The organism is Marinobacter metalliresistant (assembly GCF_038098645.1).
Taxonomy (GTDB): domain Bacteria; phylum Pseudomonadota; class Gammaproteobacteria; order Pseudomonadales; family Oleiphilaceae; genus Marinobacter; species Marinobacter metalliresistant.
In genome coordinates, this window is the sequence record NZ_CP101118.1 from 3,030,859 (window position 1) to 3,048,534 (window position 17,676).

At 58.2% G+C, this 17,676-nt stretch carries 20 protein-coding genes; 11 read left to right on the plus strand and 9 right to left on the minus strand.

Annotated features, from left to right (window positions below; genetic code table 11):
- Positions 1 to 29: 29 nt before the first annotated feature.
- The 6 genes from NLK58_RS14155 to mutM form a co-directional block, all read right to left on the minus strand.
- Positions 30 to 1,565 carry a phosphoenolpyruvate carboxykinase gene (locus NLK58_RS14155; RefSeq protein ID WP_117619067.1) on the minus strand — a complete coding sequence of 512 codons (1,536 nt, stop codon included), beginning with the start codon at positions 1,563 to 1,565 and terminating at the stop codon, positions 30 to 32.
- A 171-nt stretch (positions 1,566 to 1,736) separates the two neighbouring features.
- Positions 1,737 to 2,591, minus strand: coding sequence for an Hsp33 family molecular chaperone HslO (gene hslO, locus NLK58_RS14160; protein WP_117619068.1), 855 nt, complete (start codon positions 2,589 to 2,591; stop codon positions 1,737 to 1,739).
- Positions 2,592 to 2,667: 76 nt separating this feature from the next.
- Positions 2,668 to 3,075 carry a ribosome-associated heat shock protein Hsp15 gene (gene hslR, locus NLK58_RS14165; protein ID WP_117619069.1) on the minus strand — a complete coding sequence of 136 codons (408 nt, stop codon included), beginning with the start codon at positions 3,073 to 3,075 and terminating at the stop codon, positions 2,668 to 2,670.
- A gap of 41 nt (positions 3,076 to 3,116) precedes the next feature.
- Positions 3,117 to 3,806, minus strand: coding sequence for a GMP/IMP nucleotidase (gene yrfG / locus NLK58_RS14170; RefSeq protein ID WP_341581065.1), 690 nt, complete (start codon positions 3,804 to 3,806; stop codon positions 3,117 to 3,119).
- A gap of 95 nt (positions 3,807 to 3,901) precedes the next feature.
- Entirely contained in the window at positions 3,902 to 4,234 is a 333-nt protein-coding gene (locus tag NLK58_RS14175) for a hypothetical protein (protein WP_117619071.1), read from the minus strand.
- Between the two features lie 185 nt (positions 4,235 to 4,419).
- Positions 4,420 to 5,232: a bifunctional DNA-formamidopyrimidine glycosylase/DNA-(apurinic or apyrimidinic site) lyase gene (gene mutM / locus NLK58_RS14180; RefSeq protein ID WP_341581067.1), complete on the minus strand. Its 813-nt coding sequence runs from the start codon at positions 5,230 to 5,232 to the stop codon at positions 4,420 to 4,422.
- Positions 5,233 to 5,370: 138 nt separating this feature from the next.
- Here mutM and NLK58_RS14185 point away from each other — a divergent pair, with 138 nt between their 5' ends.
- Positions 5,371 to 6,555 (plus strand): fatty acid desaturase, encoded by a 1,185-nt coding sequence (locus tag NLK58_RS14185; protein ID WP_117619073.1) that lies wholly within the window; start codon positions 5,371 to 5,373, stop codon positions 6,553 to 6,555.
- Positions 6,556 to 6,614: 59 nt separating this feature from the next.
- Here the strand turns inward: NLK58_RS14185 and rsmD are convergent, their stop codons facing one another.
- A complete protein-coding gene (gene rsmD / locus NLK58_RS14190) occupies positions 6,615 to 7,265 on the minus strand; it encodes a 16S rRNA (guanine(966)-N(2))-methyltransferase RsmD (RefSeq protein ID WP_341581068.1) in 651 nt (216 codons plus the stop codon).
- 160 nt (positions 7,266 to 7,425) lie between these two features.
- Here rsmD and ftsY point away from each other — a divergent pair, with 160 nt between their 5' ends.
- The 8 genes from ftsY to NLK58_RS14230 all read left to right on the plus strand — a co-directional run bounded on the left by ftsY (position 7,426) and on the right by NLK58_RS14230 (position 15,604).
- Complete coding sequence (gene ftsY, locus NLK58_RS14195) at positions 7,426 to 8,607, plus strand: signal recognition particle-docking protein FtsY (RefSeq protein ID WP_341581069.1); 1,182 nt, start codon at positions 7,426 to 7,428, stop codon at positions 8,605 to 8,607.
- 29 nt (positions 8,608 to 8,636) lie between these two features.
- The gene (gene ftsE / locus NLK58_RS14200; protein WP_117619076.1) at positions 8,637 to 9,326 is read left to right on the plus strand and encodes a cell division ATP-binding protein FtsE; all 690 of its coding nucleotides are present in this window, start codon (positions 8,637 to 8,639) and stop codon (positions 9,324 to 9,326) included.
- Entirely contained in the window at positions 9,316 to 10,320 is a 1,005-nt protein-coding gene (gene ftsX, locus NLK58_RS14205) for a permease-like cell division protein FtsX (RefSeq protein WP_341581072.1), read from the plus strand. Before ftsE ends, ftsX begins: the two co-directional genes overlap by 11 nt.
- A 195-nt stretch (positions 10,321 to 10,515) precedes the next feature.
- Positions 10,516 to 11,376 (plus strand): RNA polymerase sigma factor RpoH, encoded by an 861-nt coding sequence (rpoH, locus tag NLK58_RS14210; protein ID WP_117619078.1) that lies wholly within the window; start codon positions 10,516 to 10,518, stop codon positions 11,374 to 11,376.
- Between the two features lie 239 nt (positions 11,377 to 11,615).
- On the plus strand, positions 11,616 to 12,527 hold the full coding sequence (locus tag NLK58_RS14215) for an NAD(P)-dependent oxidoreductase (protein WP_117619079.1): 912 nt from the start codon (positions 11,616 to 11,618) through the stop codon (positions 12,525 to 12,527).
- Between the two features lie 7 nt (positions 12,528 to 12,534).
- On the plus strand, positions 12,535 to 13,314 hold the full coding sequence (hyi, locus tag NLK58_RS14220; protein WP_117619080.1) for a hydroxypyruvate isomerase: 780 nt from the start codon (positions 12,535 to 12,537) through the stop codon (positions 13,312 to 13,314).
- 132 nt (positions 13,315 to 13,446) lie between these two features.
- Positions 13,447 to 14,127 carry a response regulator transcription factor gene (locus NLK58_RS14225; protein WP_117619081.1) on the plus strand — a complete coding sequence of 227 codons (681 nt, stop codon included), beginning with the start codon at positions 13,447 to 13,449 and terminating at the stop codon, positions 14,125 to 14,127.
- A complete protein-coding gene (locus tag NLK58_RS14230; RefSeq protein ID WP_117619082.1) occupies positions 14,114 to 15,604 on the plus strand; it encodes a HAMP domain-containing sensor histidine kinase in 1,491 nt (496 codons plus the stop codon). The genes NLK58_RS14225 and NLK58_RS14230 overlap by 14 nt, the downstream gene beginning before the upstream one ends.
- On the opposite strand, the gene NLK58_RS14235 is transcribed toward NLK58_RS14230, so the two are convergent.
- Positions 15,598 to 15,879: a hypothetical protein gene (locus NLK58_RS14235; RefSeq protein WP_117619083.1), complete on the minus strand. Its 282-nt coding sequence runs from the start codon at positions 15,877 to 15,879 to the stop codon at positions 15,598 to 15,600. The two genes, NLK58_RS14230 and NLK58_RS14235, sit on opposite strands and share 7 nt — an antisense overlap.
- Before the next feature lie 294 nt (positions 15,880 to 16,173).
- On the opposite strand from NLK58_RS14235, the gene greB reads away from it, so the two are divergent.
- Together greB and NLK58_RS14245 are read left to right on the plus strand one after the other, a co-directional pair.
- Complete coding sequence (gene greB, locus NLK58_RS14240; RefSeq protein ID WP_341581074.1) at positions 16,174 to 16,689, plus strand: transcription elongation factor GreB; 516 nt, start codon at positions 16,174 to 16,176, stop codon at positions 16,687 to 16,689.
- 115 nt (positions 16,690 to 16,804) lie between these two features.
- On the plus strand, positions 16,805 to 17,278 hold the full coding sequence (locus tag NLK58_RS14245) for a hypothetical protein (protein ID WP_341581075.1): 474 nt from the start codon (positions 16,805 to 16,807) through the stop codon (positions 17,276 to 17,278).
- 8 nt (positions 17,279 to 17,286) lie between these two features.
- Here NLK58_RS14245 and NLK58_RS14250 read toward each other — a convergent pair whose 3' ends face one another.
- The gene (locus tag NLK58_RS14250) at positions 17,287 to 17,604 is read right to left on the minus strand and encodes a site-specific integrase (RefSeq protein WP_117619086.1); all 318 of its coding nucleotides are present in this window, start codon (positions 17,602 to 17,604) and stop codon (positions 17,287 to 17,289) included.
- Positions 17,605 to 17,676 lie beyond the last annotated feature (72 nt).

Genomic DNA, 17,676 nt, shown 5'->3' on the forward strand with positions numbered 1-17,676 from the left:
TCATCTGACCCCTCTTTCAGTATTTAGCCTCAGCTCAGCTTGGGGCCAGCGTCTACAATCGCCTCTGCCACATCGAACTTCTTGAAGTTCTCCACGAACTGGGCAATCAGCTCCTGGGCCTTGCCGTCGTAGTAGTCCGGGCTTACCCAGGTATTGCGCGGGTTCAGCAGCTTGGTATCCACGCCGGGTACGCGTTTCGGAACGTCCAGATTCAGGGTGGGCAGGTGCTCGGTTGCCACATCGTCAAGATCACCGTTCTGGATCGCGGCGATGATGGCGCGGGTCGTCGGGATGCTGAAACGCTCGCCTTCACCGTAGGGACCACCGGTCCAGCCTGTATTGACCAGGAAGACCTTGCTGCCAAACTCGTCCATGCGCTTCATCAGCAGTTCTGCGTAAACGCCGGCCGGGCGCGGGAAGAACGGTGCGCCGAAGCAGGTGGAGAAGGTGGACTTCAGCTTGGAGGAAGATCCCATCTCGGTGGAGCCGACCAGCGCGGTATAGCCGCTCAGGAAGTGATAGGCGGCACCTTCACGGCTCAGGATGGACACGGGCGGCAGTACGCCGGTCATGTCACAGGTCAGGAACACAATGTGCGAGGGTTCACCGGCACGGTTCTCGATCACCCGTTTCTCGACGTGCTCGAGCGGGTAAGCGCAACGGGAGTTTTCGGTAAGAGAAACGTCGGTGTAATCCGGTTCGCGGGTCTCCGGGTCGATCATCACGTTTTCGACGATGGCACCAAAACGGATGGCGTTCCAGATGATCGGTTCGTTCTTCTGGGAGAGGTCGATGCACTTGGCGTAGCAGCCGCCCTCAATATTGAATACGGTGCCAGGGCCCCAGCCATGCTCGTCATCGCCGATCAGGAAACGGTGCGGGTCAGCAGACAGGGTGGTCTTGCCAGTGCCGGACAGGCCGAAGAACAGGCAGGTTTCGCCGTCCTCGCCCACGTTGGCGGAGCAGTGCATCGGCAGCACGTCTTTTTCCGGCAGCAGGAAGTTCTGCACGGAGAACATGGCTTTTTTCATTTCGCCGGCGTAGTGCATGCCTGCCAGCAAAACCTTGCGCCTGGCAAAGTTGATCATGACGCAGCCGTCACTGTTGGTGCCGTCCCGCTCGGGCACGCACTCGAAGTTGGCGGCGTTCAGGATCTGCCATTCCTGCTTGTCGGCCGGGTTGTAACTGTCCGGGCGGATAAACAGGTTGCGGCCGAACAGGTTCTGCCAGGCGGTTTCGGTGGTCATTTTCACCGGCAGATAGTGCTCGGGGTCGGAGCCGACGTGAACGTGGGATATAAAACGGTCTTTTTCGGCAATGTAGGCTTCAACACGGTCCCAGAGTGCGTCGAATTTTTCAGCGTCAAACGGACGGTTGATCGGACCCCAATGGATGTCGTCAGAGGTGCTTGGCTCCTCGATAATGTAACGGTCCATGGGAGACCGGCCTGTGCGATCACCGGTTGTTACCACCAGTGACCCGTTGGAAGCCAGCTGGCCTTCGTCACGTGCCAGTGCCACCTCGACCAGTCGTGCTGTACTCAGATCATGATAAGTGTTGCTCACTTCGACCTCGCCCTCGGGATGTCTTAGTGATTGCTCAGGCTGCCCCCAAAATTGACGGAAATCTGAACAATCGGGTCAATTCAGGCGCGCTATTATGCCAGACACGCCGGTAAAAAACGACTGCCCGGGAAGCCTTGCTATCAGTGGCTTCCCGGCGAATCAGAAGAGCTGTTAGTGTAGCGTATGACCGGTGAAAAGATGATCGATATCATTTCTATCGAAACGATAGTGAGCATGACAGAACTGGCAATCCATATCGATGGTGCCCTGTTCATCCAGAATGCTGTAGCACTCTTCACTGCCAATGGCCTCCAGTGCACCGAGGGTTCGTTCCCTGGAGCAACTGCAACGGAAGGCGACCGGTTCGGCATCGAACAGGCGCACGGTCTCCTCGTGGAACAGGCGGTGCAGGAGCGTTTCACTGTCCAGTTCCAGTAGCTCGGAGGCCTCTACCGTCCGGGCGAGATGGTTGACCCGGTCCCAAAGGTCGTCGTCCTCTTCGGTGGCGCCCGGCAGGCGCTGAAGCATCAGGCCGGCGGCGGCATTTTCATCGGCAAACAGGAACAGGCTGGTGGGAATCTGTTCCGAGCGCTCGAAATAGTCTTCCAGGCAGCCGCCGAGGGTGCCCTGTTCCCGTGGCACCACACCCTGATAACGGTTGCCCTTGTTCGGAGTAATGGTGATGGCCATACGGCCCTCGCCTAACAGGTCGTGGAAGCTGTCCTCGCTGACGGCGTGTTCGTCAAAGCGTGCCAGCCCCCGGATGTAGCGGTCATGGCTGCATTCTGCCATCAGTGTGCGCAGAGGCCCTTCCCCCTGGGCCTGGATCGACAGGGTGCCCTCGAACTTCAGGGTGCTGCTCATCAGAATGCTGGCAGCCAGGGCTTCGCCCATCAGGCCTCTTACGGTGTCCGGGTAAGGCGCCTGGCTGCCGATTTCGCGAAAGCTTTCTCCCAGCTGTACCCAGGCTCCCCGCACCTGACTGTGCTCGAAGATAAAACGCTGGAACTGGTCGCGGGATGCCATTATGTGTCTCCTGAAAACTGAATGCCGGTCTTGGCAGTGATGATCCCGACATACGTGCGGGGGTGCATGAATGGGCTCAGATGCGGTTTTGCTCGCGGAAGCGCTGAATATCCCGGCGGTCCTTTTTGGAAGGACGCCTGGCCGGAGGAAGCTGCGCTGCCTGCATGGTTTTACGCTGCCAGGCCATTTCCTCGCGTTTTTTTACGCTGTCTTCGGTTTCGTGGTAAAGCTTCTGGGCTTCCGGTGCACCGCGGCGCCGGTCGCTGATGTCATCAACAATGACCACCTTTTCCTGCCAGCCCAGGCGCAGGGTCAGTTTGGCACCGGTCTCCACCAGCCTTCCGGGCTTGCAGCGCTGGCTGTTGTAGTGAACCTTGCCGCCCTCAATCGCTTCCTTGGCCAGGGATCGGGTCTTGTAGAAGCGCGCAGCCCAGAGCCATTTGTCGAGCCTTACGTGTAGGTCGTCAGGGGTTGATGCCGTCATATCTCCTCACCTGATGGGCTTGTAACCTGATTATAACCCTGTCATCGGCCGGATGGCAGGGGTGAGCGCTTTCGCAGGGCCGGAAGGATTTCGTCAAAGTGGTGAATGCAGGGTATTTCCGGGTGCCGGGCCCGGGCCTGTTGCTGGCTGTCTGGTGCCAGTACCGCAAGGCATTGCGCAATGCCCGCACTTCGAGCGCTCTCCAGCACCGGAAAGCTGTCGTCCACCATCAGGGTGGTTTCGGCCCGGTAAGGCGCCAGCCCCTGAAGATCCTGCCAGAATTCGGGGTCTTCCTTGGGTTTGCCAAGCTGGTGGCTGGAAACAATGTCATCGACCCGCGCTTCAAGACCGGTACGCCGGAGTTTCAGGGCCAGGGGGGCCGGGTGGCAGTTGGTGACAATGACCGAGCGAAGGCCGGATGCCCGAAGGGCGTCAAGAAAATCGGTCACGTGGGGCCGGTAACCGATCCGGTCGCCGACTTCCGCTTTCAGGCCGGTGATGTCGAGGGAAAGCCGTTCACTCCAGTAGTCGGTGCAATACCAGTTCAGGGAGCCGCGTTCGGCCATGATCATCGGGATCAGCCGGTCCTTGGCCTCCTGAGGGTGGAGGTCATAGTGCTCGGCATAGCGTGCGGGCAGATGCTCGAGCCAGAAGTGGTTATCAAAATGCAGATCCAGCAGTGTTCCGTCCATATCAAGGAACACCGTTTCGAGGGAAGACCAGTCAACCATATACAAAAACAGCCTGAAAATTTTTCTTCAGGCTGCCGGAGATCGCTCGCCGGGGCAAGCCGTGATAGTACGGAGGCTGTCCCGCTGGGTCCGGATCAGTTGTCGGTCTGTTTAACCGTTTCCGGCTTGCGGCCGGTACGGGTGCAGCCGAGACAGCGTACAAAGGTGGCTCGCGCCGGGCCCATTACCAGCACTTCACCGGCTTCATCTGCGTTACCGCCCAGCAGGGAGAAGGGCAGTGATACGAGGTATACGGCGCTGCCCACGATGGTGGTTGCCAGCAGGGCCGGGCGAACAAAAATGGCGTCGCCGGTCATCGCTAACGCTGACGGGGTTTCATCCACAGCCTGAGCGTGTCCGAGGGATGAAAATACCAACAGGCAGGCCGCCACAGTGGCCACCAGGGTGCGGGAAATCTTGCGGGTCATCGTACTGTCTCCTGAGCTTTTTTGGCCCTTGTAGGTGCTGTCTCCAGAGAAAATGGCACCAGAATCGCATCGAGTGGATACAATCCTAATTGTAAACCGTGGGCGTTAATCCTCTGTTAACTATGAATCATATTTGCGCATTTTCAAACGATTTTCCGTTGCGGAATGTGCATTTTCGTTAGCGTTCAGTGCTGGCAGCGGGGGCAGTAAACCGTGGCACGGTTGTTCATGCGAATTTCTTTTAGCGGGGTTTCGCATTTCTTGCAGGGTTCTCCGCCACGGCCATACACCAGAAGAGACTGGGCGAAGTAGCCGGGTTTGCCGTCGCTGTTGACGAAATCTCTCAGGGTGGTGCCGCCCATCAGGATGGCTGCGCTGAGGGTCTCCCGAATGGCCTCAGCCAGCCGGTGATAGCGGTCCCGGCTGATGCGACCCGCCTTGCGCCGGGGGTGTATGCCCGATTTGAACAGGGCTTCATTGGCGTAGATGTTGCCAACGCCCACCACCACATGATTGTCCATGATGAAGGACTTCACTGGGGTGTTTTTGCCTCGGGAACGCCGGAACAGCATCGCACCGTTGAATTCCGGCGCCAGAGGTTCAGGTCCAAGGTGGCTGATCAGCGGGTGATCTGTGACGGAGTCGGCCCAGAGCCAGCAGCCAAAGCGCCGGGGATCGTTGAACCGCAGAATGACACCGGATTGTAGTGCCAAGTCAATATGGTCATGGGCCATAGGTGGTGTGTCATCAGTAATGATCCGGAGGCTGCCGGACATGCCCAGGTGAACAATCACCGTTCCCTGGTCCACATTAAGGAACAAATATTTCGCACGCCGGTCTATACTTCTTATCATCTGCCCCCTGAGTCTCTCGCCCAGATCCGCTGGAACGGGCCATCGCAGGCCGCTGTTTCGTACAGTAACGCCAACAATGGTCTGGCCTTCGCAATGGGGCGCAATACCGCGGCGGGTGGTTTCGACTTCAGGCAGTTCGGGCAAAGGGGAGTCTCCACAGGAAAAGGAATAAGTGTAATCAGTAACAATTTTGCAGCCAAATGCTGTTGTTGTGGCTTACAGCTGTACGCTAAAGTGATGAAGTTGGCCTTGCGCCAGGGATTATGATTTTGAGGGTTTGCTATGTGGTTTAATGGTCTTCTTGACCTGTCGGTGATGCAGCTCATTCTGGTTACGCTCGGAATGACCCATGTCACGATTGTCAGTGTAACGCTCTACCTGCATCGCCATTCGGCGCACAATTCGCTGGATCTGCATCCGGCTCTGAAACACTTTTTCCGGTTCTGGCTGTGGCTGACCACGGCCCAGAACACCAAGGAGTGGACCGCTATTCACCGGAAGCACCACGCCAAATGCGAAACTGAGGAAGATCCTCACAGCCCGGTGGTGCTGGGTATCCGCAAGGTACTGTTCCAGGGCGCCGAACTTTATGCCGATTCGGCAACGGCTGAGACCCTTGAGCGCTACGGCCAGCGCACCCCGGAGGACTGGGTCGAGCGCAACGTCTACAGCCGGCACAGGACGCTGGGCATTACCCTGATGGCGATCATCAATCTGGCGCTGTTCGGTGTTCACGGAATCTGGATCTGGGCGGTGCAAATGATGTGGATCCCGGTATGGGCCGCTGGCGTGGTGAACGGTATCGGCCACTGGATGGGTTACCGCAATTATGAATGTGCCGATAACGCCCGCAACATCTCGCCCCTGGGGCTGCTGATCGGTGGCGAAGAGCTGCACAATAACCATCACACTTACCCGAACTCCTCCAAGCTATCCCGTCGCTGGTTCGAAGTGGACATTGGCTGGGGCTACATCCGGCTGTTCCAGTTGTTCGGACTGGCGAAGCCGAAAGGGTTCCGCCCGATTGCCCATCATGTGCCCGGCAAGATCGATGTTGACGTGGAAACCGTTCAGGCTATTGCCAATAACCGGTTTGATATCATGCGTCAGTACCGCAAGCGGGTGATGGAGCCCGTGCTGCGCCAGCAGAAGGCGCTTATGGACGATGAAATCCGTCCCCGGTACCGGAAGCTCAAACGGCTGCTGTCTCGTGAAGTCACACTGATTCAGCCGACAGAAAAGGAGACCCTGGAGTCCGTATTGGCGCGAAATCCGGTGCTGCGTCAGATCTATGAGAAAAGTCATGAGCTGCAAGCACTCTGGCGCCAGCGTGGTCTCAAACCCCAGGACAAGCTCAACGCTCTGATGGAGTGGTGTCGGGAAGCGGAAGCCAGTGGTATTCGCTACCTGGAAGAGTTTGCCGAGCACCTTAGGGCTTATTCTCTGCGGCCTTCTGCCGGAGTTTGATAGGCGACTGAATATGGGGTCAGATGAACGCTTTCATCTGACCCCGTCTTTACCCTTTGTCATTCCGCCTCAGCCATCACCCGAAACAGGGAATAGGTCACCTGGCCAGCGCTTTTCTGGCGATGCAGCTGCCAGGTGCCTGGCACGGCAGGGGTCGGGATCTCGCTTTCGTGTTCCACGTAAACCCAGCCCCCGGGCCTGATCCATTCCTGTTGGTCAAGGAGTGGAAACAGTCTTCCCAGCCAGCCCTGACGGAATGGTGGATCCATGAACACAATGTCAAACGGTGGGCGGTTCCTCTGTTTCAGGTAGCTTTCAACGTCGGCACAGATCACTTCACCGCCGTTGGATTTCAACAGCCTTAGATTGTCTCTTAATGCCGTGGCCAATGCCGGGGTGTGGTCCACGAGGGTGACCGTGGCAGCGCCCCGGGAAAGTGCCTCCAGTCCCAATGCGCCCGAGCCGGCAAACAGATCCAGACAGCTACTGCCGGCAAGGTGAAAGGTGAGCCAGTTGAACAGGGTTTCCCTGGCGCGGGCCGGTGTCGGGCGGACGCCGCCGGCGTCCGGAAAGCGCAGTTTCCGACTGCGCCAGTCGCCGCCTATGATGCGCAGCTCGCCGGTACCAACCTCTTTCCGGGATGAGGAAGCACCCGGCCGGGGTTTTGGTTTTCCTGGCTGGCTCCGGTTTGCGGGGTTTCGGCGCGCCATGTTTGCAGCTCCAGAGGCGGGTCTGATTCGGAATATCCGGTGCATGGTAACGGAAAGCGGGCCCGGCGTGATAATCCGCGTAGTCCTCACTTCACCGGGACAGTCTGCTAGAATGTCGGCTTTAATTTGTCCCGCCCATTCAGACTGATGGTATGACTTTATGACGGCAGAGTGGATTTCAATCGGCCTTCTGGCCCTTCTTGTGCTCGTATTTGTTCTGGATATCGCCGGCAACCGAAGCCGCGCACCACGGCCCAGGCCGGTTCCGCAACGTAAGCCGGAGGTCGCGAAGGGTCCGGCGCCTGCACCCGGGCCAGAATCATCCGAGAGCGAAGCACCGCCCGCCATCGTACCGCCGTCTCAGGCGGAACCGGAGCCCGAGGCAGCCCCCGAACCGGAGCGCATTCCGGAACCTGAGCCCCAGGTCAGTGTGTTTGAGCGCATCCGGCAGGGCCTGGGCAAAACCCGGGCGAATCTGACCGGTGGCTTGTCGGATATCTTCTCGCTGAGCAAGAAAATTGACGAGGATCTGCTGGAGGAAATCGAAACCACACTCCTGATGGCAGACGTGGGCGTTACCGCCACCTCCGAGATTATCGAATCTCTGACCGACAAGCTTGAGCGTAATCAGCTCAAGGATGGCGAGGCGCTTCGCAAGGCCCTGAGGGATGAGCTGAACGGTCTGCTGAAAGATGTCACCAAGCCCCTGGAGGTGGATGCCGGCAAGGCGCCCTATGTGATCCTGATGGTGGGTGTTAACGGGGTGGGTAAAACCACGACCATTGGTAAGCTCACCAAAAAATTCCTGAATGAGGGCAAGTCGGTGATGCTGGCGGCAGGTGATACCTTTCGCGCCGCCGCCGTTGAGCAGCTTCAGGTTTGGGGTGAGCGGAATAACGTGCCGGTGGTGGCGCAACACACCGGCGCTGACAGTGCATCGGTCATCTTTGATGCGATCCAGTCTGCCAAGTCCCGGGGCGTGGACGTGGTGATTGCGGATACCGCGGGCCGGCTGCAGAACAAGGATAACCTCATGAGCGAGCTTGAGAAGGTTGTCCGGGTGATGAAAAAGCTGGACGAATCCGCGCCCCATGAGGTGATGTTGGTGCTGGATGCAGGCACCGGCCAGAATGCCCTGAGCCAGGCCCAGGTTTTCCAGCAGGCGGTCGGCGTGAGCGGCATTACGTTAACGAAACTGGACGGTACCGCCAAAGGCGGTATTGTGTTTGCCATTGCCCGTCAGTTGCAGTTGCCCATCCGCTTTATCGGTGTTGGTGAGCAGGTGGACGACCTGCGCAGTTTCGATGCCGAAACCTTTGTGGGTGCACTGTTTGACGAATAGCCCGGAGTTAAGTCCAGCGGTAGCCGCCCATGATTGAGTTCCGTCAGGTCACCAAGCGATACGACAGTGATCACACCGCCCTGCGCCAGGTCAATTTTGGCCTGGAGCGTGGTGAGCTGGCGTTTCTCACCGGCCACTCCGGTGCCGGTAAAAGTACCCTGCTGAAACTCATCATGGTGATGGAGCGCCCCAGTGCCGGCGAGGTTATTGTGGGCGGGCAAGTGCTGAACCGTTTACCCCGTCGCCAGATTCCCTACATTCGCCGTCACATCGGAGTGGTATTTCAGAACCATCAGCTGCTGTTTGACCGTACGGTCTTTGACAACGTGGCCATGCCTCTGGAGGTTATGGGGGCATCCCCGAGGGATACCGGGCGCCGGGTTCGGGCCGCCCTGGACAAGGTGGGGTTGCTGAACAAGGAAAAAATGAACCCGGTGCAGCTTTCCGGTGGTGAGCAGCAGCGCGTGGGTATTGCCCGGGCTGTGGTTAACAAACCCCCGGTCCTGCTGGCGGATGAGCCGACGGGTAACCTTGATCCGGCGCTGTCTGCCGACATCATGAACCTCTTTGGTCAGTTCAGCCAGGTGGGTGTTACCGTGCTGATCGCGACCCACGACACTGCCCTGATCAACAAAATGGGGCGGCGGACCCTGACGCTTGATCACGGTCGCCTGACAGCGGGTGGCGCGCCAATGGCAGGGGGTGTGAGTGGCTACTGACCCCCGACGAAGGCCGGAGCAGACCCGTGGCGCAAACAGGGTCCGCTCGGCATGGCGCGAGCAGGTGGAAAGCTACCTGACCCACCACCGCAAGGTGGCCCGCGACAGCGCCCGGCGTCTGGGGCGCACCCCGGTTGCCAGCCTGATGACCTGGACAGTGATGGGGGTGGCGCTGGCGCTGCCGGTCGCGTTGCTATTATTGCTGACCAGTCTTCAGGGTGTGAGTGCTGGCTGGGAGAACAGTGCGCGGGTGACCGCCTATATCGACCTGGAGGTGCCCCTGGAACAGGCTCGCGAGCTCCGTGATGAGATGGCGGCGGACGGCCGGATCGCCAGTGTCGAACTGGTGGACCGCGATCAGGCGCTGAAGGAGTTCCGGGCATCGTCCGGGCTTGAAGATACCCTGGATTACCTGGAAGAAAATCCCTTGCCGCACACCCTGCTGGTGACGCCCGAGGAAGGTGCCCGCTCTGCGGAAGGTGTGGAAGCTCTGGTCCGGTTTATGGAGGGGATGGAAGGCGTCGAGCGGGTTCAGGTGGACCTGGGCTGGTTGCAGCGCCTGAATGCCATGACCGACCTGTTGGCCCGGGCTGTCTGGGCGCTGGCTATCCTGCTGGCGGCTGCGGTGGTGCTGGTGATAGGGAATACTGTGCGACTGTCGATCGAGAGCCGGCGGGATGAAATCCTCGTCGCCAAGCTGGTGGGCGGCACTGACAGCTTCGTTCGCAGGCCCTTTCTCTATACCGGCGCCTGGTTCGGTTTGGGTGGTGGGGTGGTAGCACTGATATTGTTGCAGCTCTCCTTATGGTGGCTCAGTGGGCCCATAGAGCGGCTGGCAGGCCTGTACCGGAGTGATTTCTCGCTCAACGGACTGAACTTTGATGGTGCGCTGGCGTTGATTATTGTAGCAATGCTGCTAGGCTGGCTTGGCGCCTGGGTCGCGGTGAAACGTCATTTGGATGACATGGAGCCGGGCGATATTACCGGGGGTTAATGATCCGGATAGCGGGAAAACCGTATTGTGGAGACAGCTTCCGCTGACGTAGTGTCGAGGACAGCATATTCAGGGTGGATTTTCCAGATAGTTGATTCATAACGTTTTACTGGGGAGTCCGGGAACTTTTAAGGTTCTTGGCGGTCTAACGTGCAGTTGGTATATTTAAGGATCGTCGGGTTCGGAGGTTAAGGCATGGGTACGAGTTTACAGCTGGTTGACAGACTGGTTCCGGGCGCAAATCTCGAGTCGTACATTCAGGCTGCGAGTCGCATTCCGGTGCTCACAGCGGATGAAGAGCGGGAGCTGGCCGAGCGGCTCCATTATGAGGGCGACGTGGACGCAGCCCGTTATCTGGTTATGTCACACCTGCGTTTCGTGATCCACATTGCCCGGAGCTATTCTGGTTATGGCCTGGCGCAGGCAGACCTGATCCAGGAAGGTAACGTTGGCCTGATGAAGGCAGTCAAGCGCTTTAACCCTGAGTATGGGGTTCGGCTGGTGTCTTTTGCCGTGCACTGGATCAAGGCCGAGATTCACGAGTTCATTCTGCGTAACTGGCGTATTGTGAAAGTGGCCACTACCAAGGCCCAGCGCAAGCTGTTCTTCAATCTGCGCAGCCAGAAGAAGAAGCTGGCCTGGCTCAGTCACGATGAGCTGAACGCGGTGGCGGAAGATCTGGGTGTTGCGCCCAAGGTTGTTCGGGAAATGGAAGGCCGGCTAGCCTCCCATGACACGGCGTTCGATGGTCCGATGGACGATGACGAGGACAACGCCTATCAGGCGCCGGCGTATTATCTGGAAGATACCCGTAGCAATCCGGCCACCCAGTTGGAGAACTCCGACTGGTCAGAGGATTCCAATGGCCGCCTGATGGAGGCTCTGGAGCAGCTGGATGAGCGTAGCCAGGACATCCTGCGCGAGCGCTGGTTGTCTGAAAGCAAGTCGACGTTGCATGAGCTGGCTGATAAGTATGGCGTGTCTGCGGAGCGGATTCGGCAGCTTGAGAAGAATGCGATGAAGAAGATCCGCGTGCAGATGTCTGAGGCTGCCTGATTTATCGGCCAGGCTTTCTGGGCTGCGCAATTAAGAACGCCACCACCGGTTCCGGTTGGTGGCGTTTTTGTTTGTATAATCGGAAATTATAACTTGGGGGCAGAAGCGATTGGGTGGGCCTTTCCAAAACACGCTGTGAATACGTCCCTGTACGCTCGGCTCCGCCATTCATGGCTCCGCACGGTTTTGGAAAGGCCCACCCAATCCCTTCTCGAACTTCTGGTGTTAAGGCCTGAAAAATGACTACAAATCGTCTTCATATTGCCTTTCTGGGTATCGGCCTGATGGGCGCGCCGATGACCCGAAATCTTCTGAATGCGGGTTTCCCGATGACTTTGTGGAACCGGACTGCCAGCAAGTGTGAGCCGTTCGCCTCGGAGGCATCGATTGCCGAGTCTCCGGCAGAGGCGGTTGCCAGTGCCGATGTGGTGATCACCATGCTGGAGAACAGTGATGTGGTGGAGCAGGTGCTGGTGGTACAAGGGGCGATTGATGCCCTGAAGCCGGGTGCGCTGGTGATCGATATGAGCTCTGTTCAGCCGTCTGTGGCCCGGCGTCATGGCGAGCTGGCCGCGGAGCGCAATGCTGGTTATGTGGACGCGCCGGTATCCGGGGGCACGGTGGGTGCCGCTGAGGCCCGCCTGAGCATTATGGCCGGTGGCTCGGAGGCGGATGTGGACCGGGCCCGGCTGGTGTTTGATGCGCTTGGCAAGTGTACGAGGATTGGTCCGGTGGGATCCGGGCAGCTGGCGAAGCTGGCCAACCAGGCGGTTGTGGGGATTACCATCGGTGCGGTGTCTGAGGCGTTGTTGCTCGCTGCGAAGGGCGGGGCGGATCCAGCAGCGGTTCGGGAAGCCTTGTTGGGCGGCTTTGCTGGTAGCCGGATTCTGGAATTGCACGGTCAGCGGATGATTGACCGTGATTTCGCGCCCGGCGCTCCGGCCCGTATTCAGCTCAAGGACATGCGCATGATTCTGGATGAGGCTCGCGCGGAAGGTTTAACCCTGCCGCTGGCCCAGCAGACCCATAATGAATATCTGTCGCTGGTGGCCAATGGTCACAGTGAGGTTGACCACAGCGGTCTGCTGCTTGAGCTGGAGCACCTGAATGGTGCTCTGCTTGGCGCTCTTGGCCGCCGCCCCAAGGAGTAACGACGCCATGCCCCGTTTTGCTGCCAATCTGTCCATGTTGTTCACAGAAGTCGATTTTCCCGAGCGTTTTGCCATGGCCCGGGCTGCGGGATTTGAGGGAGTGGAGTATCTGTTCCCCTATGCCTACCCGAAAGACATGCTCAGTCAGATGTTGAACGACAATCAGCTGACGCAGGTGCTGTTCAATCTGCCGCCGGGTGACTGGGAGGCTGGTGAGCGGGGCATTGCCTGCCTGCCAGACCGGGTGGATGAGTTCAAAGCTGGTGTGACTCAGGCAATCGTGTATGCCCGGGCGCTGGGTTGCAGGCAGTTGAATTGCCTGGCAGGGCTGAAGCCGGCCGATCTGCCCGAGGATATCGCATGGCAGACCCTGGTGGACAACGTGGCCTGGGCGGCCGGAAAGCTGGCAGAGGACAACATCACCCTGTGCCTGGAAGCCATTAACTCACGGGTGGATATGCCGGATTTCTTTCTGGACACCTCCGGCAAGGTGCTTGCAGTGATTGAGGAGGTGGACGCAGACAACGTTCGCCTGCAGTATGACCTTTACCATATGCAGATCATGGAGGGGGATCTGGTGCGCTCGATGGAGTGTCTGCTGCCCTGGATTGGCCACATTCAGTTTGCCGATAATCCGGGGCGTCATGAACCGGGCACCGGGGAGATTAACTTTTCGAATGTTTTTGCGGCCATCGACAGCATGGACTATGAAGGTTGGGTAAGTGCCGAGTATCGGCCCTCAGGCGCCACGGGCGACAGTCTGGGCTGGTTTAAAGGTAAGGGTTGACCGTCGCCATAGGCGACACCCTCTTACAAGATGGTAACTGGCCGGCTTACCAAGTTCTTCGTACCCTTGTGGTCAATGAAATGTGGTCAATGAAATCGTGGTCAATGTAATCCGCTATCGGGAGGAGAGCCGGTGAAAGCGCTGGTAATCGAAGACGATCAGGACGTAGCAAATTATCTTGTCAAAGGGCTGAAGGAATCCGACTTCGTGGTGGATCATGCGGCCGACGGCAAGGAAGGCATGATGATGGCGGCCAGTGAGGACTACGACATCATGATTGTGGACCGCATGCTGCCGGGGATGGACGGGCTGTCTATCATCAAGACCGTCCGGGCCACCGGAAACCAGGTGCCGGTTCTGATTCTGAGCGCCCTGGGCGATGTGGACGACCGTGTTGAGGGTCTGCGGGGCGGCGGTGATGACTACCTGACCAAGCCGTTTTCCTTCACCGAGTTGTTGGCCCGCATCGAATCCCTGATCCGACGCAATCGGCAGACGGCGGAAACCGAAACCGTATTGCGGGTGGCCGATCTAGAGATGGATCTGCTGGCCCGGACCGTCAAGCGGGCAGGCCAGAACATTGATGTTCAGCCCCGCGAATTCCGGTTGCTGGAATATCTGATGCGCAACGCCGGCCAGGTGGTCACCCGGACCATGCTGCTGGAGAAAGTCTGGGACTATCACTTCGATCCCCAGACCAACGTCATAGACGTGCATATCAGCCGGCTGCGAGCCAAGATCGACAAGGAATTCGATACCCCCTTACTGCAAACCATCCGGGGTGCAGGGTACATGTTACGTGAAACTGCTTAGCCAGCTCAGGACCTCGTCTTTTCAGTTAGCCCTGCTGTACATGGTGGTGTTTGCCACCTCGGTATTTCTGTTACTGGCCTTTATCTATTGGCGTACAGCGGGCTTCATGACCGCCCAGACCGACGAAACCATTGAAGCGGAAATCGCCGGTCTGGCGGAGCAGTACCGGGGCCGTGGGGTAAACGGCCTGATCACCATTATTCGCGAGCGGGTTGCCCGCGATCCCAATGCCAAATCCATTTACCTGCTGACCACAGACGACTTCCTGAAGTTGGCCGGAAATATCGAGACCTGGCCGGAAGGCAGCCGTTCCGAGAGCGGCTGGATCAACTTCACCCTGAACGAATCGGTTGGCTGGACCGGGCCTGAACGGCTGGCCCGCGCCCGCATCTTCGAGGTGCAGGGTGGTCTGCGACTGCTCGTGGGGCGGGATGTGGACGAGCTCACCAATCTGAAGCGGGTGATTGAAACCGCCATCAACTGGGGGATGGGGATCACTCTGGGGCTCGCCCTGCTGGGCGGCTTTTTGATGAGCCGGAGCACCACCCGCCGCATTGAGATCATCAACAACACCTCCCGCCGGATCATGAATGGCCACCTGTCCCTGAGAATTCCTACCCGTGGAACGGACGACGATTTTGACCAGCTGGCGGAAAACCTTAACCAGATGCTGGACCGCATTGTTTATCTGATGGAAGGTATCCGGCACGTTTCCGACAGCATTGCCCATGACCTTCGCACCCCCCTGACCCGCCTGCGGAACCAGCTTGAAAATACCCTGATGTCGGTAGATAACGATGAAGCGAGGGAACAGGCCGGCCGCGCCGTGGCCGAGGCCGATCAGTTGCTGGCAACCTTCAACGCCTTGCTGCGGATTGCCCGGCTTGAAACCCGGGGCAATGCGGCTGATATGAAACCGGTATCGCTGGATGAACTGGTTACCGACGCCTGCGAACTCTATGAGGCGTTGTCGGAGGATAAAGACCAGTCCTTTGAGCAGTCCCTGGAAAGCGGCGTGATGATCGAAGGTGACCGGGATCTGCTGTTCCAGATGGTAAGTAACCTGATCGATAACGCGATCAAATACACTCCGGAACACGGGGTTATTGGTGTTGCCGTTCGAAAGGAAGGTGCCGAGGCGATCTTCGAGGTTCGGGACAGTGGTATTGGTATTCCCGACGCCGAGAAAGATCAGGTGTTCCAGCGCTTCTATCGTGTTGGCAAGAGCCGCTCATTGCCAGGCAACGGCCTGGGGCTGAGCCTGGTGAGCGCGGTTGCGGAAATCCACCAGGGCCGAATTGTTCTGAGCGATACCCACCCGGGGGATACTCCGCCCGGACTGACTGTGACCGTCCGGATGCCTGCCTTTACCGAGGCCCGGAAACGGATCCGGGCAGCGCAGGCAGAACAGCCAGCGGACTCAGCGGGAGCGGAAGCCCGAATCGCAACAGAATCCACTGGCGCAGAAACTCACTGACTGGCGCGGAACCGGTTAATCCTCGACAGTACCGGGCTTACCAGGGCATCTGTGCGGCATTCAATCTGGTGGGTGATCTTTTCAACCTGTGAACGGCGGCGATTCACCCGCACCTGAATACTGTCCCACTCCCCCTCCAGATGCTTCTGCTCGGCCATCAGAAAGGCCGCAATGTTATGGCGGTTCACCTTGCCGGTGATGCCGAACTGGTCCAGCCTATAACCCACGGCGTCTACGCCATTAAGCGCCATATTCAACAATTTTTGAGTATTCATGTCGGTATCTCCGTCACTGGAACCTGTAAAAAGTTATTTTGCAAAGTTATGCCTTGCCCCTAGAGTGTGCAACCTAATTCCCGGGGGAGAGGGTCGGCCATTTCCCTGACCAAAAGGTAATTCCTCGGCCACGCCGGTGTAATGCTCGCTGTGCATAATAGACACTGTAGCTTTGGAAGCATGCACGAATTGTTGCTTGCTTCTCCCTCCAGCACAGCGCTAGCCTTACCCCGTTTTTACGGGGTTTTTTTATACCCTCATATTTTTCATACAGGCACAGGACATTGTGAACCGATGACCGAGGCTCCCGGAAATGGTGCTCCGCGCCCCAGATACATCACCCCGGACGGTGAGCGGGCACTGCGTGACGAATTGCAGTACCTGTGGAAGGTGAAGCGGCCGGAAGTGACCCAGGCAGTGAGAGAAGCCGCTGCCCTTGGCGATCGTTCCGAGAATGCTGAATACATCTACGGCAAGAAGCAGTTACGGGAAATCGACCGCCGGGTTCGCTTTTTGGGCAAGCGACTGGAAGAGCTCACCGTTGTGGACCGGTTGCCGGATGATCGCAACAAGGTATTTTTCGGCGCCTGGGTGACAGTGGAAGATGAGGATGGCGACGAGCAGACCTATCGGTTGGTAGGGGCGGATGAATTTGATCTGGATAAAGGCTATCTGAGCATCAACTCGCCGATGGCCCGGGCCCTGATCGGCAAGCGCCTTGATGATGAGGTGAGTGTCCGCACCCCGGAGGGCTGGAAATCGGTGTTTGTGGTTGGCATCCGCTATCAGGAGCTCTTGGGCGACAAGTGAAAAGCGTCACAGAATCGTCGCCTGGCCAGGCAATCGGTGTGTTTTGGCGATAGACTGATCAAAAATCGTCACACTGCTTTTTACTGGCAAGGATCTGCCAGCCGGGATTGTCATCATGGGTATGCGTTCGGAATGCGGGAAAACGGAAAGGAATGCCAGTCATTCGCTGGCTTTTGTCGGGTTGGTGACAGCGTTGATGTGTCCGGCCTTTGCCCTGGCCGAGGAAGCGTCATCCGCTGAGAGTGAAGTCAGCGCCTTCCAGTTTGAAGAGCGGTCGACGATTCACACCATTCCGCTTCGTTCCATTGAGGAAGAAGCCTTGGCGAACACGGTGATCGAGGGCGGCCTTACGGTTCCGGCAATGACTGTTCCGCTGAAGCCCTGGGTAGAGGATGATTTCTATCTGGACCGTCTGGGCCTTCGCCCGGGCGACAACCGCACCGACCTGGGCCGCTCCGAGATTCCGGTGGAGTTCCGGTTCAGTAATCCCAAGTCCATACCCGGGCAGACCCATGGCAACAACTATGTGATCCGCCCGGGCGAGAACCGCACCTACGACGCCCTGAACATCAACATGACCGGGCGCTGAAGCTGGTTTCAGGCAGCGGCACAGCCGGTACTGTCCATCGACGCCTTGCCAAGCACATCCTCGTAAAAGAACGCCAGTGCCTGACTGGCCTGGTTGAATCGTGCCCGGGATACCCGGAGGCGATCGCTCAGATAATCCAGAAACAGCTGGCGGTCTTCATTGGCCAGGGCTTCCGGGTTCTTCGGATCGTGGAACAGCACGAATCGGGTGATCCAGTGAAGGTATGTCTGTTCGGAACGCTGATTGAGCTGATGTTTGCGGATGGCGTCCTTGACCCGGCCCACAAGGCCCGGCTGGCTTTGTTCCAGCGCCTCGGTGATGTCCATGAGAAACTCTTCCTGATGAATTGGTATTGTTATAGTGCGCGCATCTTATGACAGTCTTTTGACCGTCGCAAA

Excerpts from the sequence above, each read along its gene's own strand:
- hslO (WP_117619068.1), bottom strand. The coding sequence starts at position 2,591 with ATGGCATCCCGCGACCAGTTCCAGCGTTTTATCTTCGAGCACAGTCAG.
- hslR (WP_117619069.1), bottom strand. The coding sequence starts at position 3,075 with ATGACGGCATCAACCCCTGACGACCTACACGTAAGGCTCGACAAATGG.
- yrfG (WP_341581065.1), bottom strand. The coding sequence starts at position 3,806 with ATGGTTGACTGGTCTTCCCTCGAAACGGTGTTCCTTGATATGGACGGA.
- NLK58_RS14175 (WP_117619071.1), bottom strand. The coding sequence starts at position 4,234 with ATGACCCGCAAGATTTCCCGCACCCTGGTGGCCACTGTGGCGGCCTGC.
- NLK58_RS14185 (WP_117619073.1), top strand. The coding sequence starts at position 5,371 with ATGTGGTTTAATGGTCTTCTTGACCTGTCGGTGATGCAGCTCATTCTG.
- rsmD (WP_341581068.1), bottom strand. The coding sequence starts at position 7,265 with ATGGCGCGCCGAAACCCCGCAAACCGGAGCCAGCCAGGAAAACCAAAA.
- ftsY (WP_341581069.1), top strand. The coding sequence starts at position 7,426 with ATGACGGCAGAGTGGATTTCAATCGGCCTTCTGGCCCTTCTTGTGCTC.
- ftsE (WP_117619076.1), top strand. The coding sequence starts at position 8,637 with ATGATTGAGTTCCGTCAGGTCACCAAGCGATACGACAGTGATCACACC.
- rpoH (WP_117619078.1), top strand. The coding sequence starts at position 10,516 with ATGGGTACGAGTTTACAGCTGGTTGACAGACTGGTTCCGGGCGCAAAT.
- NLK58_RS14215 (WP_117619079.1), top strand. The coding sequence starts at position 11,616 with ATGACTACAAATCGTCTTCATATTGCCTTTCTGGGTATCGGCCTGATG.
- hyi (WP_117619080.1), top strand. The coding sequence starts at position 12,535 with ATGCCCCGTTTTGCTGCCAATCTGTCCATGTTGTTCACAGAAGTCGAT.
- NLK58_RS14235 (WP_117619083.1), bottom strand. The coding sequence starts at position 15,879 with ATGAATACTCAAAAATTGTTGAATATGGCGCTTAATGGCGTAGACGCC.
- greB (WP_341581074.1), top strand. The coding sequence starts at position 16,174 with ATGACCGAGGCTCCCGGAAATGGTGCTCCGCGCCCCAGATACATCACC.
- NLK58_RS14245 (WP_341581075.1), top strand. The coding sequence starts at position 16,805 with ATGGGTATGCGTTCGGAATGCGGGAAAACGGAAAGGAATGCCAGTCAT.
- NLK58_RS14250 (WP_117619086.1), bottom strand. The coding sequence starts at position 17,604 with ATGGACATCACCGAGGCGCTGGAACAAAGCCAGCCGGGCCTTGTGGGC.